Genomic DNA, 16,048 nt, shown 5'->3' with positions numbered 1-16,048 from the left:
GGCTCGGCTTCAAGGCCTTCCCTCGATGATCAGTCGAGAACTTTCGCCTTTTGAGAGGCGAAAGTCGAGATACAAGGAGCGGCCTTGTGTCGCGATGGGCCGCAAAGCGGCCCCAAAATCTCACAAGTTGACCATCAACTTCTGCAAAGCCGCCTTCCTGTCAGCAATCGGCAACCTTCCCAATTGCTCGACCCGCTGATAAAACCGCTCCCAATCCCCGTCAACCTCCCGAAACACCGCCGCAAACGCCGGCACCCACTGGTCATACAGCCCAAACGGCAACAACTTGGCGTTGTTCAAAGGCCCATACACCCAGGCGTCATAGCGCTTGTCACCGCCCCACTGGCCATCGCGCACCTGCTGGTACTCACGCCTCAAACGCTCAAACTCAGCCTGCTTGGCCAGCCGTTTGTGCGCATCATCCAGCGGCCCGGCATAAATCACCTGCAACCGCTCGCGGCTGGCCAGCACCAGCCGTATGAACTGGTCACGCTGCTGCCCCTGATTCTCGCCAACCGCTGCAAGCCCACGCACCACGCGCCATTGCCGCGTACCCTCCTGCTCGACGAAGGAGGCAAACGACTCGTTGAACTCGGTATCGTCCTGCACATAAAAGCGCTGGTGAGCCAGCTCATGGAATATCAGCGTGGCCAGGCGCTCGTCGCCCCAGCCAACCATCGACGACAGGATCGGGTCATCGAACCAGCCCAGGGTCGAATAAGCCTCAACGCCACTCACATACACATCCAGCCCATCTTGGCGCATCAGCGCCGCCGCCCCGCGTGCAGCGCCTTGCTGGTAGTAACCGCGATAGGCCACGCACCCCGCGATCGGGAAGCAGTGCGTCAGCGGCTGCAACGACAACTCAGGGGTCGCGAAGACATTCCACACCACATAAGGCCGGCCCAGTTCGGCGTAAACCCGATAACTGCGGTTGTCCGGTAGCTTGAGTTGCTGGCTGGCAAATACTCGCGCCTGCTCGGCATGTACCAACCGCGCGCGCAGTTGCGGTGGCGTGGCCGGGTCGGCCACCACCTGGGCCACGGGCTGGCGCGCACGCAGCAGTTGCCATTGGCCTTCGGCCAGCTGCCCGTAATAGCCAACGCTGCTGCAACCGTTCAGCAGGAGCGCTGCCAGCAGGGGAACAAAACGGGTGAAAACGCGGTCGAGTGCCCCAGGGCCTGAGCGCTGTATAAGAAAAAGTCGAAGCATCCGGAACTGTCTGACTCGCTCAAGGCCGATTCGCTCCAAGACTATCTCGCCAAGGGGGAGTTTCGCCATGCGTGCATTGTTGGTCGCCGGCTCACTGTTGCTGCTATCTGCCTGTTCGACCTTGCCAGACCCGGACCCGAACCAGGCCTGGATCGACCTTACACCCTACGACAACACATCGCTGGACGCCGTGCAGGTCGATGAGCGCGACTGGGTCGACAACCGTTATTTCGAAGTGCAGCCCGGCAGCCATGAGCTGACCGTGCGCTATCAGTTTCCGGTTACCCCCAGCAATATCGGCCCGGTCGACGAACCTTTGTGGCGCGATTGCCAGGTCAAGCTGACCTTCAAGGACTTCATGCCCGGGGAGCGCTATCAACTGCAAGCGGGCAGTATTGGCTTCCGTCCCTGGATCAAACTCTACGACCAACAGCAAAAACTGCTCGGGCAAGGCCTGCCCGCAGGCTGCCAACGCACCTGAACCCCGCAAACGGCGCTATGCTTGTACCTTGTAAATCGCAAGTGGGAGTCTTGCCATGCGCCAGCCCATGATGCTGATCGCCCTCAGTGCGCTGGGGGCTTGCGCCAGCCCCTTGCCGCCCGTCGACCCCAAGCAGGCCTGGGTCGACCTCTACACCATGACCCCCGGCCGGGTGATCATGGCCGACCGCCTCGACGGTAAACGCCTGGAAGATGGCCGTTACTTCCAGGTCACACCCGGCAAGCACGAACTGGTGGTGCGCTTCGATTATGAAATCTACTCGGGCGGCATCATGAGCGAGCCACGAGACCGTACCTGCTACCTGACCGTGCGCTTTGATGACTTCAAGGCCGGCGAGCGTTATCGGCTGGAAGCGCGGGCGCCGGTGATGGAGCCGCAGGTGTTGCTGTATGACGCCAGCCGCAAGGTGTTGGTGAACGAACCTAGCGACGTGTTCTGTATTCCGTAAGCTGGGGCTGCTTTGCAGCCCAATCGCGACACAAGGCCGCTCCCACATTGATCGGCGTTTGCAGGGCCTTTGTGGGAGCGGCCTTGTGTCGCGAAAGGGCCGCAAAGCGGCCCCAAAATCGTGAATCTACCGATCATTCTTCTGGTAGATGATCTTCTTGGTGCCGCCATCACAGGTTCCGACCACCATGTTCTGGTCCTTGACCTCACTGTTGGGCACGATCTCCAGGGTGTAGGACGGCACCCCCTGAGCCTGGATCTTGGCTTCGATCTCGGCTTTGAGCTCCTCGCACGGCTTGACCGCCGCCAAGGCAGACGTGGCGACCAGGGAAGCCAATACAGCGATTGCTACGCGAATCATGAAACGGCTCCTGAAGAGGCAGCGTGCTGCCGACGCTGTTTAGACTACAGCAAAGCGCCACCGTTGCGCCGCTTCAGCCCACCAGCGCGGCATCCAGGCTGATTTTCGCGTTCAACACCTTGGACACCGGGCAGCCTTCCTTGGCTTTGTTGGCAATCTCAAGGAATTGCGCATCGCTGGCGCCGGGAACCTTGGCCCTTAGCACCAGATGCACGGCAGTAATGGCAAAACCATCAGGCAGCTTGTCGAGCGTTACTTCGGCGGCGGTGTCGATCCGGTCGGCCGTAAGCCCGGCTTCGCCCAGCATCATCGACAGTGCCATCGAGAAACAGCCTGCATGCGCTGCACCAATCAGCTCTTCCGGGTTGGTCCCCGGCGAGCCTTCAAAGCGGGTATTGAAGCCGTAAGGGTTCTGCTTGAGCGCGCCGCTTTCGGTAGAAAGCAGGCCGGTGCCATCCTTCAGGCCACCTTGCCAGATCGCCGATGCTGTCTTTTTCATGATGCCTCCTGGTCATTCGGTTACGGGCTTATCGGTTCAGAGGGCAGCCACCCACCGCAAGTTCAGACCAATCGCACAGCAAGCATTGAATCCCTCGAATGTGCCCATACAGAGATAAAAAGGCCTCTGGCCAACCACCTTTTGCGGAGGCTCCAATGACGCTACTGCGCGACCTGAAGATTTCCACCCTCGACCTGGTACCAGTGCGCGCCGATGCCGGCCCCGCGCAGTCGTTGCGCAATTCGCTGGACCTGGCGCAGCACGTCGAGCGTTTTGGCTACAACCGCTTCTGGGTGGCCGAGCACCACAACATGGACGGTATCGCCAGCTCGGCGACGTCGGTGCTGATCGGTTATCTGGCCGGCGGCACCTCGAGCATTCGCGTCGGCTCTGGTGGGGTGATGCTGCCCAACCACGCGCCGCTGGTGATTGCCGAGCAGTTCGGCACCCTGGCCAGCCTGTATCCGGGGCGCATCGACCTGGGCCTGGGCCGCGCGCCGGGTTCGGACCAGATGACCGCCTATGCCCTGCGCCGCGACCGCGCGGGCGGGCCGGACGATTTCCCGGACGATGTCGAAGAGCTGTCGCGCTACCTCGGGCCACGTACCGATGATCAGAAAGTGATCGCCGTGCCGGGGCACGACACCGAGGTGCCGCTGTGGCTGCTCGGTTCCAGCCTGTTCAGCGCCCAACTGGCCGGCATACGCGGCATGCCCTACGCCTTTGCCTCGCACTTTGCGCCGCGCTACATGCACGAGGCGATCCGCGTTTACCGCAACCACTTCAAGCCGTCGACCACACTGGACAAGCCTTATGTGATGCTGGGCATCCCCATGGTGGTGGCCGAAACCGACGAAAAGGCCGAATACCTGGCCACCTCGGTGTACCAGCGGATCCTGGCGCTGATTCGGGGGCAGAGTTTGATGCAGAAGCCGCCGGTAGCAAGCATGGATGGGCTGTGGCTTCCGCATGAGCGGGATGCTGTGGGCAGCTTCCTGGGCCTGGCGATGATCGGCAGCCCGCAGAAGGTGCGGGCCAAGGTGGAGGTGCTGCTGGAGCAGACCGGGGCGGATGAGCTGATCTTTACCTGTGACCTGTATGAGCATGCGGACCGGGTGCGGTCCTATGAATTGCTGGCGCAGGCCTTGAAGACCGAGTGAGCCTCTTCGCGGGCTCGCCCGCTCCCACAGGTACAGCGCCAGTCTCAGGCCCTGCGATAACCCTGTGGGAGCGGGCAAGCCCGCGAAGGGTTCAGCACATCAGCCACGGCGGTACACAATCTCCTTGGTACCCGCCTCACAGCTACCAATCACCTTGCCCGCAGGTTCGCCTTTATCGACGATCTCCAGCTTGTAGCCGGTGACGCCCTTGGCATCCAGCTTGGCCGCAATCTCTGCCTTCAGCTCCTCGCACGGCTTGCCTGCTGCCAGCGCACCACCGGCCAGGGTCATCAGGCCCAGCGCCAGAATCAGTTTGTTCATCGATCGCTTTCCTTGTGCAGATGAAATGAGAAAGGGCGCCCGCCAAGGCGCCCCCTTTGTAATAACCCATCACGCCAGGCTATTCCAGCCCGGCAATGTGTCAGCTATTGGCGATGCGGAAGCCAACCTTCAGCGTGACCTGAAAGTGGGCTGCCTTGTTGTCGCGGATATGGCCACGGGTATCGACCACCTCGAACCACTCCATGTGCTTGATGCTCTTGCCGGCTTCGGCCAGGGCATTGTTGATCGCCTCTTCGATGCTGGTGGGCGAAGACCCCACCAGTTCGATCTTCTTGTAGGTGTGATGATCGGTCATGAGCGCTCTCCTTGGGTGACGGTGATTTTTTAGCCTAGCAGCGCAGGCCTGGTTTACCTGCGAGCCGTCACCCGCGGCCAAAGTTCGATCGCACTTTCGCGCAGGCCAACGGTCGCACTTCTTACAGCCCATACTGCAAAGGAGAGTCAACATGCACCGCAACTCGCTGCGTAAAACATCCCTGGAAAGCATGGAAGCGGAGATCGAGAGCCTTCTGAAAAGCCTGGAGAACCTCAAGCATGACGCCTCGGAAGAGTCCCAGAAGTCGGTGAAGGCAATCCGCAGCAACGCTGAAAGTGCCCTTCGCCATTCGCGCAGCCTGCTGAGCGATGCCTATGAGGAAGTCAAACAGCGCACCCGCCAGACTGGCATCGCTACCCGCGACTACGCCCAGGAACACCCGTACACCACCGCAGGCGTAGCCATTGGCGCACTGGGGCTGCTGGCAGCCTACTTGCTGACCAAACGTAACTAAGCGCTCTGCCGCGCAAGCTCGGCGCGCAGCCACTGCGCCAACTGCTCGGCGCGCCCATCTGCGGCGCGCCGAGGCACCCACAACGCCAACGCTGCCCGGGTAGGGGAAAAGCCCCACGGCGCGCTGAGGCGCCCAGCCCGCAGGTCGTCAGCCACTAGCGGCTGCGGCGCGATGGCGACGCCAAGGCCTGCAACCGCAGCCTCCAGCAAATAGTACAAATGCTCGAACGCCTGGCCGTACTGCAACCTGGTCGGGTCCAGCCCCTGCTGCTCACCCCAGGTTGGCCATGCTTGCGGACGTGACGTGGTATGCAGCAGCGCCTCCTGCAGCAGGGCGCTGGCAGGGGCGCCACGCAAGCGTTCAAAGCCGGCAAAGTGCGGGCTGAGCACCGGGCCGATACGCTCTTCGGCCAGCACATGCACCTGCATGTCGGCAGGCCATGGCGGCTCAGCGTACACCAGCAATGCATCAAGCCCTGGTCGACGCGGGTCAAGGTCACCTTCACCGGCTGACAAATGCAGGCGCAATTCAGGCAAATCCGCCTTCAGGCGCCCCAACCTCGGAATGAACCAGCGCGCCAGCAGGCTGCCTGAGCAGCCCAGCACGAACGGCGCCTCGCTGACATCGCGGCTGAGTTCGGCACACACGCTACGCAGCCGGTCGAAGGCCTCGCCACTGGCATCACGCAAGCGTACACCGGCATCTGTGAGTTTGATGCCGCGCCCGTCCTTGACGAACAGCGCTACGCCCAAGTGCTCCTCAAGTACCTTGATCTGCCGGCTGACGGCGCCATGGGTAACATGCAGCGCCTCGGCCGCCTGGCTGACGCTGTTGAGCCTGGCGGTGGCCTCGAAGGCGCGCAGGGCATTCAGGGGAGGGAGGTCGTGGGCCATGGTACCTGTGAGTTTTTCTGACAAGTTTGCGCAATCTTATCGGTTTTCAGCCGGGCTTGCCGTGGTTAGAGTAAAGCCCATCACTCATTCATTACGCCCTGGAGCGCCCCATGACCCAGTCCCAATACCGCCCCGGCCCCGACGCCAACGGCCTGTTCGGCTCGTTCGGCGGCCGCTACGTGGCTGAAACCCTGATGCCGCTGGTGCTGGACCTGGCCCGCGAATACGAAGCGGCCAAGGCAGACCCGAAATTCCTCGAAGACCTCGCCTACTTCCAGCGCGATTACATCGGCCGCCCCAACCCGCTGTACTTCGCCGAGCGCCTGACCGAACACTGTGGTGGTGCAAAAATCTTCTTCAAGCGTGAAGAGCTCAACCACACCGGCGCGCACAAGGTGAACAACTGCATCGGCCAGGTATTGCTGGCCAAGCGCATGGGCAAGAAGCGCCTGATCGCCGAAACCGGCGCCGGCATGCACGGCGTGGCCACCGCCACCGTTGCCGCCCGCTTCGGCCTGCCTTGCGTGATCTACATGGGCGCCACCGACATCGAGCGCCAGCAGGCCAACGTGTTCCGCATGAAACTGCTGGGCGCCGAGATCGTGCCGGTCACCGCCGGCACCGGCACCCTGAAAGACGCCATGAACGAGGCCCTGCGCGACTGGGTTACCAATGTCGAAGACACCTTCTACCTGATCGGTACCGTGGCCGGCCCGCACCCGTACCCAGCCATGGTCCGCGACTTCCAGTCGATCATCGGCAAGGAAACCCGCGCCCAGTTGCACGAGAAGGAAGGCCGCCTGCCAGACAGCCTGGTTGCCTGCGTCGGCGGTGGCTCCAACGCCATGGGCCTGTTCCATGAGTTCCTTGAAGAGCCAAGCGTGCAGATCATCGGCGTCGAAGCTGGTGGCCACGGTGTGCACACCGACAAGCATGCCGCCAGCCTGAACGGCGGCGTACCGGGTGTGCTGCACGGCAACCGCACCTACCTGCTGCAGGACGAAGACGGCCAGATCACCGACGCCCACTCGATTTCCGCAGGCCTGGACTACCCGGGCATCGGCCCGGAGCACGCCTACCTGCATGAAGTGAAGCGCGTCGAGTACGTCAGCATCACCGACGACGAAGCGCTGGATGCGTTCCACGCCACTTGCCGCCTGGAAGGCATCATCCCGGCTCTGGAAAGCTCCCACGCCTTGGCCGAAGCAATCAAGCGCGCACCGAAGCTGCCCAAGGACCACTTGATGGTCGTGTGCCTGTCGGGCCGCGGCGACAAAGACATGCAAACCGTCATGAACCACATGGCCGCCCAGGAGAAACAGGCATGAGCCGTCTTGAACAACGCTTCGCCGAACTGAAGGCCGAAGGCCGTTCGGCACTGGTCACCTTCGTTACCGCAGGCGACCCGGGCTACGACGCCTCGCTGCAGATCCTCAAGGGCCTGCCAGCCGCTGGTGCCGACGTGATCGAGCTGGGCATGCCGTTCACCGACCCGATGGCCGACGGCGTGGCCATCCAGCTGGCGACCCTGCGCGCCCTGGAAGCGGGCCAGACCCTGGCCAAGACCCTGCAGATGGTTCGCGAATTCCGTGTGGATAACCACACCACGCCAATCGTGCTGATGGGCTACTACAACCCGATCCACCGCTTTGGTGTGGATAAGTTCGTGGCTGAAGCAAAAGCGGCGGGCGTAGACGGCCTGATCATCGTCGACCTGCCGCCCGAGCATGATGCCGAACTGGCCACCCCGGCCCAGGCCGCAGGCATCGACTTCATCCGCCTGACCACCCCGACTACCGACGATGCGCGCCTGCCGCGCGTACTGGAGCGCAGCTCCGGGTTCGTCTACTACGTGTCGGTGGCCGGTGTGACCGGTGCTGGCTCGGCAACCACCGAGCACGTGACCGAGGCCATTGCGCGCCTGCGTCGGCATACCGATCTGCCGATCAGTGTTGGTTTTGGCATTCGCACGCCGGAGCAGGCCGCGAACATCGCCCGCCTGGCGGATGGTGTGGTGGTGGGGTCGGCACTGGTCGACAAGATTGCCCAGGCCAAGACTGGCGAGCAGGCGGTGAGCGATGTACTGAGCCTGTGCTCGGCACTGGCTGAAGGGGTGCGTGGCGCCCGTCGCTAAACCGCACCGTCTGATTCGCGGGTAAACCCGCTCCCACAGGTCCCCCACAGTTTTCAGCATCTGTGCGGTCCCTGTGGGAGCGGGTTCACCCGCGAATAGGCCAGCCCAGGCTACCGCAATCTACCCCCCAAAAATCGACAGATCCAACGGCCGCACAGCCCCCATCCAGATCGCATGATCGCGGTGGTCCGCCAGTTCATCCCCGGTCAGCGGGTGCATGAACACCACCAACCCCTTGCGGTACAGCGCCAACCAAGGCAGCACCACCCCGACATACTCCGGCTCGAACGCCAGCTGGCAGCTCCAGTCCGGGTGCGGCCCCACCGGTTTCTGGTGCATGCGCCCCATGGTCACAGGGAACAGGCGCGCCGCTTCCTCGCACAGTTCACGGGCCTGCTCCATGGTCGCTGCGTCGTAATACACGTGGGCGTGGTAACCCTTGATCCTCTGCACGATAACTCCTGATTGCGGTCCAACCATCACCACCTGCGAAGGGTGTGATGCAGTGAAAAACGCTGAAGCGTACGACTATACGCCGGCCATTGCCGGGGCGAGCATCTGAACTTCGTAATTTAGATTGCCGGGGCTGCTGCGCAGCCCCAAAATCTCACAGGCTGCGCTCATGCTCCAGCCAATCCACAAACCGCTCGATCAACGCCCCACGTCGCTTGCGCGGTGGCAACACCACGTAATACCCCCGCGCCGAACGCAAACTCCCTTCCAGCGGCCGGCACAGCAACCCTTGCTCCACCAGCCCGTCCACTAGGTGCCCCCAGCCAATCGCCACCCCTTGCCCGGCAATCGCCGCCTGGATCAGCAAGGTGTAGTTATCGAAGCGCAGCTGCCCCGGCGGCGGCGGGCTGGCCACGCCAAACCCGCGAAACACCCCCGCCCAGTCGAACCAGCGGCTGGCCTGCTCGCCCTTCAAATGCAGCAACGGCAAACGCTGCAAAGCCACGGCTGACGTGGGTTTGCCATGAATCAGCCGCGGGCTGCAGACCGGGAATACTTCCTCATCGAACAACCAACGGCTCTCGCCCTGGTGAAAGCGCCCATCGCCAAACAGCACCGCCACATCAATGTCCGGCCGCAACATGCCCTGGCTGCGCTCACCGGTTACCAGGCTCACATCCACCTGTGGATAAGCTTCGTGAAAACGCTGCAACCTGGGCATCAGCCAGAACGCGGCAAAAGCAAAGTCGGTGGCCACCTGCAGCACCTCGCGCTGGCCGCGCCCGCTGGCTTGGGCGATGCCGTCATCCATGGCCTGCAAGCCCTGATGCACCTGCTCGAACAGCACCTGGCCAGCCTCGGTCAGCTCGATGCCCCGGTAAATACGGTCGAACAGACGCGTGCCTAGTTGTGCCTCCAGGCGTTTCACCTGCTGGCTCACCGCCGGTTGCGTGGTGCCCAGTTCCAGCGCAGCGGCGGTAAAGCCACGCAAGCGCGCTGCCGCCTCGAACACGCGCAAGGTATCCAGCGACAGCTCGGCGAGGTAATCAAACATAAGCTCAGCTAATCCCAGTCATTGCCCGCCATGGGCTTTACCCATGTTATCCACAGTCGCATCTTGGTAGGCAAGCGGTTCGCATAACCCTCAACGATGGAAGCCACCATGACGCGCCCGAATATCCTGTTCATCATGGCCGACCAGATGGCCGCACCCTTGCTGCCGATCTACGCCCCTTCGCCCATCCAGATGCCGCACCTCAGCCGCCTGGCCGAGCAAGCGGTGGTGTTCGATTCGGCCTACTGCAACAGCCCGCTGTGCGCGCCTTCGCGCTTCACCTTGGTCAGCGGCCAACTGCCCAGCCGTATCGGTGCCTACGACAACGCCGCCGACTTCCCCGCCGATGTACCGACTTATGCTCACTACCTGCGCCGCCTGGGCTATCGCACGGCGTTGTCGGGCAAGATGCACTTCTGCGGCCCGGACCAGTTGCACGGCTACGAAGAGCGCCTGACCAGCGACATCTACCCGGCCGACTACGGCTGGGCGGTGAACTGGGATGAACCGGACGTGCGCCCAAGCTGGTACCACAACATGTCCTCGGTGCTGCAGGCCGGGCCCTGCGTGCGCACCAACCAGCTGGATTTCGATGAAGAGGTGGTGTTCAAGGCACGCCAGTACCTGTACGACCATGTGCGCGAGAACGATGGCCGGCCGTTCTGCCTGACCGTGTCGATGACCCACCCGCACGACCCATACACCATTCCCAAGCGTTACTGGGATCGCTACGAAGGTGTGGATATCCCCATGCCCCGCGCCGAATTCAGCCAGGCGGAACTCGACCCGCACTCGCAGCGTCTGCTCAAGGTCTATGACCTGTGGAACAAGCCGCTGCCTGTGGACAAGATCCGCGACGCCCGCCGCGCCTATTTCGGCGCTTGCAGCTACATCGACGACAACATCGGCCAACTGCTGCAAACCCTCGAGGAATGCAACCTGGCCGACGACACCCTGATCGTGTTCTCCGGCGACCACGGCGACATGCTTGGCGAGCGTGGCCTCTGGTACAAGATGCACTGGTTCGAGATGTCGGCGCGGGTACCGTTGCTGGTGCATGCGCCCAAGCGCTTTGCAGCGGGCCGGGTCAGCGCCTCGGTATCCACCTGCGACCTGCTGCCAACCCTGGTGGAACTGGCCGGCGGCGCTGTGGATAACCACCTGCACCTGGACGGCCGCTCGCTGCTCGGCCATTTGCAAGGGGAGGGTGGCCACGACGAGGTGATCGGCGAGTACATGGCCGAAGGCACCGTGGGCCCACTGATGATGATCCGCCGCGGGCCGTACAAGTTCGTGTACAGCGAAGACGACCCATGCCTACTCTATGACCTGAGCCGCGACCCGCACGAGCGGGAGAACCTCACCGGCAGCCCGGACCATCAGGCGCTGCTGCAGGCATTTGTCGATGAAGCACAGCAGCGCTGGGATATCCCCAGCCTGCGCCAGCAGGTGCTGGCCAGCCAGCGCCGCCGCCGCCTGGTGGCCGAGGCGCTGGCCATCGGCAAGCTGAAAAGCTGGGATCACCAACCCTTGGTAGATGCCAGCCAACAGTACATGCGCAACCACATCGATCTCGACGACCTCGAGCGCAAGGCACGTTACCCACAGCCCGCACCCATGGATTGAGAAGAGAGGCCGCCATGCACAAGTTCTCCGCCGCCGTGTTCGCCCTGGCCCTGGGCGCCACCACGGCCCACGCCGCCGACAGCGACACGCAATGCAGTACCGTGAAAATGGCCGACCCCGGCTGGAGCGATATCGCTTCCACCAATGCCGTGGCCCGTCTGCTACTGGAAAGCCTGGGCTACCAGGTGAAAATCGACAGCCTGGCCGTACCGATCATCTACGGCGGTTTGAAGGACGGCCGGGTCGATGCCTTCCTGGGCAACTGGATGCCGGCCCAGCAAGGCTTCCATGACAAGTTCATCGCCAACGGCGATGTGCAGCAGCTGTCACGCAACCTGGAGGGAACCGAGTTCACCCTGGCGGTGCCCGACTATGTGTGGAATGCCGGGGTGAAGGACTTTGCCGACCTGCAAAAGCATGCCGAGCAGTTCGACAAGAAGTTGTACGGGATTGGCTCCGGTGCGCCGGCCAACCTGTCGCTGAAGGAAATCATCGACAAGAATGAATTCAACCTCGGCCAGTGGAAGCTGGTGGAGTCCAGCGAGCAGGCAATGCTGGCGCAGGTCGACCGGGCGGTGAAGAAGCAGCAGTTCATCACCTTCCTCGGCTGGACACCGCACCCGATGAACGTGAAGCTGAAGATGCATTACCTGACCGGTGGGGAAAAATGGTTCGGCAGCAAGGGTGAGGTGTACACGCTGACGCGCAAGGGTTATCCACAAGCCTGCCCGAATGCGGCGAAGCTGCTCGGTAACCTGAAGTTCACACTGGACATGGAAAACAGCATCATGGCCCAGGTTGTGGACAAGAAGATCAGCTTTGATGACGCGGCCAGGGCTTGGGTCAAGACGCACCCCGAGCTGCTGGAGGGGTGGTTGGCCGGCGTCACCACCAAAGCCGATGGTGATGCCCTGGAGGCCGTCAAAGCCAAACTGTAATCTCGCAAGCAACACACCTCCCCTGTGGGAGCGGGCATGCCCGCGAAGAGGCCGCCGCGGTGGATGGCACCGGCTTTGCCGGTGTTCGCGGGCATGCCCGCTCCCACAGGGTTTGGCGAAACCTTAAGGATTGTGGATAACCCATGCATCGCCTCACTCAACTGCTGCCCTTCCTCACCTGGCTCCCTCGCCAATCGAGCCGCAGCCTGCGCCAGGACCTGCTGGTCGGCCTGAGCGGTGCCATCCTCGCCCTACCACAATCCATCGCCTACGCCCTGATCGCCGGCCTGCCCGCCGAGTACGGCCTGTACGCCGCCATCGTACCGGTGCTTATCGCCTGCCTGTGGGGCTCGTCCTGGCACCTGATCTGCGGCCCGACCGCTGCCATTTCCATCGTGCTCTACGCCAGCATCAGCCCGCTGGCCGTGGCGGGCAGCGCCGATTACATCACGCTGGTACTGCTGCTGACCTTCCTTGGCGGCATCTTCCAGCTATTGCTGGGGCTTTTACGGTTTGGCGCGCTGGTCAACTTCGTCTCCCATTCCGTGGTGCTCGGCTTCACGCTGGGCGCTGCCATCGTCATTGCCCTGGGCCAACTGCCCAACCTGCTGGGCATGGACCTGCCCAGCCAGGCTACTGCGCTGAGGACCGTGCAAGACCTGGCCAGCCATGCCGGTGACATCGACCCGCCATCGCTGATACTGGGCCTGGCCACCGTGGTGATCGGCGTGGCGCTTAAACTCTGGCGTCCGCGCTGGCCGAGCCTGTTGATAAGCCTGATGCTGGTCAGCCTGGCTGCCTGGCTGCTGCCGGGCTTTTTTGGCCATGTACCGCGGGTGACCGCGTTCACCGGGCAGCTTCCCCCGGTCAGCCCGCTGCCCTTGCTGGACGTGGAACTCATGCTGCGCCTGCTACCCAGCGCCGTGGCGGTGGGCATGCTGGGGCTGGTCACCAGCCTGTCGATTGCCCGCTCTTTGTCGGCACGCTCGGAACAACTGATCGACCCGGATCAGGAAATACGGGCACAGGGCCTGTCGAACATTACCGGGGCGTTTTTCTCCGGTTACCTGTCTGCCGGTTCCTTCACCCGCTCGGGCCTGAGTTATGAGGCAGGTGCCCGCTCGCCCATGGCCGGCGTTTTTTCGGCGCTGTGGGTGGCGTTGTTTGCCGTTACCGGTGCCGGCCTGATCGCGCACCTGCCGATACCGGCCATGGCTGGCAGTATTCTGCTGATCTGCTGGGGGTTGGTGGACCATCGGGGGATTCGCGCGCTGTTCCGGGTCAGCCGCTCGGAGTTTCTGGTGATGGCGCTGACAGCGGCGGCGACCTTGTTGCTGGAGTTGCAGACAGCGATCTATGCCGGGGTGCTGGCGTCGCTGTTCTTCTACCTGAAACGCACGTCGCGGCCACGGGTACAGCAAAGCCGCGAAGGCAACGCGGATGTGTTGCGCGTGGGCGGGTCAATCTTCTTTGGGGCCGCGCACTACCTGCAAGTGCGCTTGCAGCGTTGCCAAGGGCCGCATGTGGTGATCGATGCGCGGCAGGTGAATTTTATCGATTACTCGGGTGTGGATATGTTGCACCGCGAGGCGCGGCGGCTGGGGCGGATGGGGGGGAGTTTGACGCTGCACCGGGCCAGGCCGCAGGTGATCGAGGAATTGCAGAAGCTGGAAGGGGTGGAGCTGTGCCCGATCCGGTTTGAGGAGTGAGCTGTGGATCCTGGGGCTGCTTCGCAGCCCATCGCAGGCAAGCCAGCTCCTACAGGGACAGCGCCGACCTCAGGCCTTGTGATATCCCTGTGGGAGCTGGCTTGCCTGCGATGGGCCGCAAAGCGGCCCCCAGCAATCTCACCCCCGAGCGAGCTGCCGGCGCAACTCAGCCAAAACCGGTGCAGTATCCGGCCGTACCCCACGCCAGATAAAGAACGCCTCAGCCGCCTGCTCAGCCAGCATCCCCAAGCCATCCAGCACCTTTGCCGCGCCCAGGTTAGTAGCCCACTGGCAAAACGGCGTAGGCTCCTTGCCATACATCATGTCGTAGCAAACCGTGCGCCCAGCCTCGACCAGGCTATCGGCAATCGGCGGCAATTCCCCGGCCAGGCTCGCCGAAGTGGCATTGATGATCACATCCACCGGTTCCTGCAACCAGGCAAACCCACTGGCCACCACCGGCCCCAGCTCATCGAACTCACGCGCCAGTTGCTCGGCCTTTTCCACGGTACGGTTCGCAATCACCAGCGACTGCGGCTTGTGCGCCAGAATCGGCTCCAATACGCCACGCACGGCGCCGCCAGCCCCGAGGATGAGAATACGCTTGCCGGCCAGTTCGACCCCGGCATTCACCGTCAGGTCACGCACCAGCCCGGCACCATCGGTGTTGTCACCCTGCAACGTGCCATCGGCCAGCTTGCTCAGCGTATTCACCGCGCCCGCACGCCGGGCACGCGGGGTCAGGCTGTCGCACAGGCGGTAAGCCTCTTCCTTGAACGGTACGGTAACGTTGCCGCCGCTGCCTTGCTTGAAGAAGCCACGCGCGCAGTCGCTGAACTCGTCCAGCGGCGCCAGCAAGGTGGCGTATTCCAGGTCCTGGCCGGTTTGCTCGGCGAACAGGCGGTGGATCAGCGGCGACTTGCTGTGGCCGATGGGGTTACCGAAAACGACGTACTGGTCCATGACGGCTCCTTGGTTGTGCACAGGCTTACTGGCCGAGCCAGTCGCGGTCCTGCAGGTAGTATTCGGTCAGGCGCGCTTCCTCGCTGCCGGGCACAGCCTTCCAGTCGTAGCCCCAACGTACCTGCGGCGGCAGCGACATGAGGATGGACTCGGTGCGGCCACCGGATTGCAGGCCGAACAGGGTGCCACGGTCGTAGACCAGGTTGAACTCCACATAGCGGCCGCGGCGGTACTCCTGGAACTCGCGTTGCTCTGCGGTATAGGCCGTGTCTTTGCGGCGCTGGATGATCGGCAGGTAGGCGTTTACGTAGGCATCGCCGATGGCACGGATGAAGGCGAAGCAGGTGTCGAAGTCCCACTCGTTCAGGTCATCGAAGAACAGGCCGCCGATGCCGCGTGGCTCGCCACGGTGCTTGAGGTGGAAGTAGCGGTCGCACCAGGCCTTGTAGCGCGGGTACACGTCAGCGCCGAATGGCGCACAGGCCTGCTCGGCCACGCGGTGCCAGTGGATGCAGTCTTCTTCATTGCCGTAGTACGGGGTCAGGTCGAAACCGCCGCCGAACCACCACACGGCTTCTTCACCTTCCTTCTCGGCGATGAAGAAGCGCACGTTGGCGTGGGACGTAGGCACATGCGGGTTGTGCGGGTGGATCACCAGCGACACGCCCAATGCCTCAAAGCCACGGCCCGCCAGTTCAGGGCGGTGGGCACTGGCCGACGGCGGCAGGCCTGCACCAAATACGTGGGAGAAGTTGACCCCACCTTTTTCGATCACCTTGCCGTCGCCGATCACCCGCGTGCGGCCCCCGCCACCGGCTTCGCGCACCCAGGCGTCCTCGACGAAGCAGGCGCCGCCGTCTTCGGCTTCGAGGGCAGAGCAGATGCGGTCTTGCAGGTCGAGCAGGTAGGCTTTCACGGCCTCGGTGCGGCTAGTCATCGGGTCACCAGGAACGGGCAGGGAAGAATTCGCCGCGTAGCATACCAC

At 63.0% G+C, this 16,048-nt stretch carries 19 protein-coding genes; 9 read left to right on the top strand and 10 right to left on the bottom strand.

The features are described 5' to 3' along the window. Positions 1-120: 120 nt before the first annotated feature. Positions 121-1,194, bottom strand: coding sequence for an aminopeptidase (locus tag ACIQUI_RS16590; RefSeq protein WP_403200471.1), 1,074 nt, complete (start codon positions 1,192-1,194; stop codon positions 121-123). 85 nt (positions 1,195-1,279) lie between these two features. On the opposite strand from ACIQUI_RS16590, the gene ACIQUI_RS16585 reads away from it, so the two are divergent. Both ACIQUI_RS16585 and ACIQUI_RS16580 read left to right on the top strand, forming a co-directional pair. Further along, positions 1,280-1,693 (top strand): hypothetical protein, encoded by a 414-nt coding sequence (locus tag ACIQUI_RS16585; RefSeq protein WP_403200462.1) that lies wholly within the window; start codon positions 1,280-1,282, stop codon positions 1,691-1,693. Positions 1,694-1,748: 55 nt separating this feature from the next. Then, complete coding sequence (locus ACIQUI_RS16580) at positions 1,749-2,162, top strand: hypothetical protein (protein WP_063424522.1); 414 nt, start codon at positions 1,749-1,751, stop codon at positions 2,160-2,162. Positions 2,163-2,288: 126 nt separating this feature from the next. Here ACIQUI_RS16580 and ACIQUI_RS16575 read toward each other — a convergent pair whose 3' ends face one another. Both ACIQUI_RS16575 and ACIQUI_RS16570 read right to left on the bottom strand, forming a co-directional pair. After that, a complete protein-coding gene (locus ACIQUI_RS16575) occupies positions 2,289-2,522 on the bottom strand; it encodes a DUF1161 domain-containing protein (protein WP_046615292.1) in 234 nt (77 codons plus the stop codon). 73 nt (positions 2,523-2,595) lie between these two features. Beyond that, entirely contained in the window at positions 2,596-3,021 is a 426-nt protein-coding gene (locus ACIQUI_RS16570) for an OsmC family peroxiredoxin (protein WP_391131920.1), read from the bottom strand. Between the two features lie 155 nt (positions 3,022-3,176). Here ACIQUI_RS16570 and ACIQUI_RS16565 point away from each other — a divergent pair, with 155 nt between their 5' ends. Continuing rightward, positions 3,177-4,181, top strand: coding sequence for an LLM class flavin-dependent oxidoreductase (locus ACIQUI_RS16565; protein WP_403200457.1), 1,005 nt, complete (start codon positions 3,177-3,179; stop codon positions 4,179-4,181). Between the two features lie 99 nt (positions 4,182-4,280). Here the strand turns inward: ACIQUI_RS16565 and ACIQUI_RS16560 are convergent, their stop codons facing one another. Further along, positions 4,281-4,502, bottom strand: coding sequence for a DUF1161 domain-containing protein (locus tag ACIQUI_RS16560; protein WP_144170014.1), 222 nt, complete (start codon positions 4,500-4,502; stop codon positions 4,281-4,283). 100 nt (positions 4,503-4,602) lie between these two features. After that, complete coding sequence (locus tag ACIQUI_RS16555) at positions 4,603-4,818, bottom strand: dodecin (protein ID WP_403200453.1); 216 nt, start codon at positions 4,816-4,818, stop codon at positions 4,603-4,605. A gap of 151 nt (positions 4,819-4,969) precedes the next feature. On the opposite strand from ACIQUI_RS16555, the gene ACIQUI_RS16550 reads away from it, so the two are divergent. After that, on the top strand, positions 4,970-5,293 hold the full coding sequence (locus tag ACIQUI_RS16550; protein ID WP_172228925.1) for a YqjD family protein: 324 nt from the start codon (positions 4,970-4,972) through the stop codon (positions 5,291-5,293). Here the strand turns inward: ACIQUI_RS16550 and ACIQUI_RS16545 are convergent. Next, positions 5,290-6,186 (bottom strand): LysR family transcriptional regulator, encoded by an 897-nt coding sequence (locus ACIQUI_RS16545; protein ID WP_403200449.1) that lies wholly within the window; start codon positions 6,184-6,186, stop codon positions 5,290-5,292. The genes ACIQUI_RS16550 and ACIQUI_RS16545 overlap by 4 nt on opposite strands. Positions 6,187-6,296: 110 nt before the next feature. Between ACIQUI_RS16545 and trpB the strand changes: the two genes are divergently transcribed. Beyond that, positions 6,297-7,514 (top strand): tryptophan synthase subunit beta, encoded by a 1,218-nt coding sequence (gene trpB / locus ACIQUI_RS16540; protein WP_391131911.1) that lies wholly within the window; start codon positions 6,297-6,299, stop codon positions 7,512-7,514. Then, a complete protein-coding gene (gene trpA, locus ACIQUI_RS16535) occupies positions 7,511-8,320 on the top strand; it encodes a tryptophan synthase subunit alpha (protein WP_391131909.1) in 810 nt (269 codons plus the stop codon). The genes trpB and trpA overlap by 4 nt, the downstream gene beginning before the upstream one ends. A gap of 120 nt (positions 8,321-8,440) precedes the next feature. On the opposite strand, the gene ACIQUI_RS16530 is transcribed toward trpA, so the two are convergent. After that, positions 8,441-8,773: a DOPA 4,5-dioxygenase family protein gene (locus ACIQUI_RS16530; protein WP_403200446.1), complete on the bottom strand. Its 333-nt coding sequence runs from the start codon at positions 8,771-8,773 to the stop codon at positions 8,441-8,443. A gap of 154 nt (positions 8,774-8,927) precedes the next feature. Beyond that, positions 8,928-9,827 (bottom strand): choline sulfate utilization transcriptional regulator, encoded by a 900-nt coding sequence (locus tag ACIQUI_RS16525; protein ID WP_403200443.1) that lies wholly within the window; start codon positions 9,825-9,827, stop codon positions 8,928-8,930. Positions 9,828-9,935: 108 nt separating this feature from the next. On the opposite strand from ACIQUI_RS16525, the gene betC reads away from it, so the two are divergent. The 3 genes from betC to ACIQUI_RS16510 all read left to right on the top strand — a co-directional run bounded on the left by betC (position 9,936) and on the right by ACIQUI_RS16510 (position 14,100). Next, on the top strand, positions 9,936-11,453 hold the full coding sequence (gene betC, locus ACIQUI_RS16520) for a choline-sulfatase (RefSeq protein WP_403200439.1): 1,518 nt from the start codon (positions 9,936-9,938) through the stop codon (positions 11,451-11,453). Between the two features lie 14 nt (positions 11,454-11,467). Continuing rightward, positions 11,468-12,391, top strand: a complete 924-nt coding sequence (gene choX, locus ACIQUI_RS16515; RefSeq protein WP_403200436.1) for a choline ABC transporter substrate-binding protein — start codon at positions 11,468-11,470, stop codon at positions 12,389-12,391. A 143-nt stretch (positions 12,392-12,534) separates the two neighbouring features. Next, the gene (locus ACIQUI_RS16510) at positions 12,535-14,100 is read left to right on the top strand and encodes a SulP family inorganic anion transporter (RefSeq protein WP_403200434.1); all 1,566 of its coding nucleotides are present in this window, start codon (positions 12,535-12,537) and stop codon (positions 14,098-14,100) included. A 138-nt stretch (positions 14,101-14,238) separates the two neighbouring features. Here the strand turns inward: ACIQUI_RS16510 and aroE are convergent, their stop codons facing one another. Both aroE and hemF read right to left on the bottom strand, forming a co-directional pair. Continuing rightward, positions 14,239-15,063 carry a shikimate dehydrogenase gene (gene aroE / locus ACIQUI_RS16505; RefSeq protein ID WP_403200431.1) on the bottom strand — a complete coding sequence of 275 codons (825 nt, stop codon included), beginning with the start codon at positions 15,061-15,063 and terminating at the stop codon, positions 14,239-14,241. A gap of 25 nt (positions 15,064-15,088) precedes the next feature. After that, on the bottom strand, positions 15,089-16,000 hold the full coding sequence (gene hemF, locus ACIQUI_RS16500; RefSeq protein WP_403200430.1) for an oxygen-dependent coproporphyrinogen oxidase: 912 nt from the start codon (positions 15,998-16,000) through the stop codon (positions 15,089-15,091). Positions 16,001-16,048 lie beyond the last annotated feature (48 nt).

The organism is Pseudomonas sp. NPDC090592 (assembly GCF_044769185.1).
Taxonomy (GTDB): Bacteria; Pseudomonadota; Gammaproteobacteria; order Pseudomonadales; family Pseudomonadaceae; genus Aquipseudomonas.
This window is presented reverse-complemented; position numbering and strand designations above follow the sequence as displayed.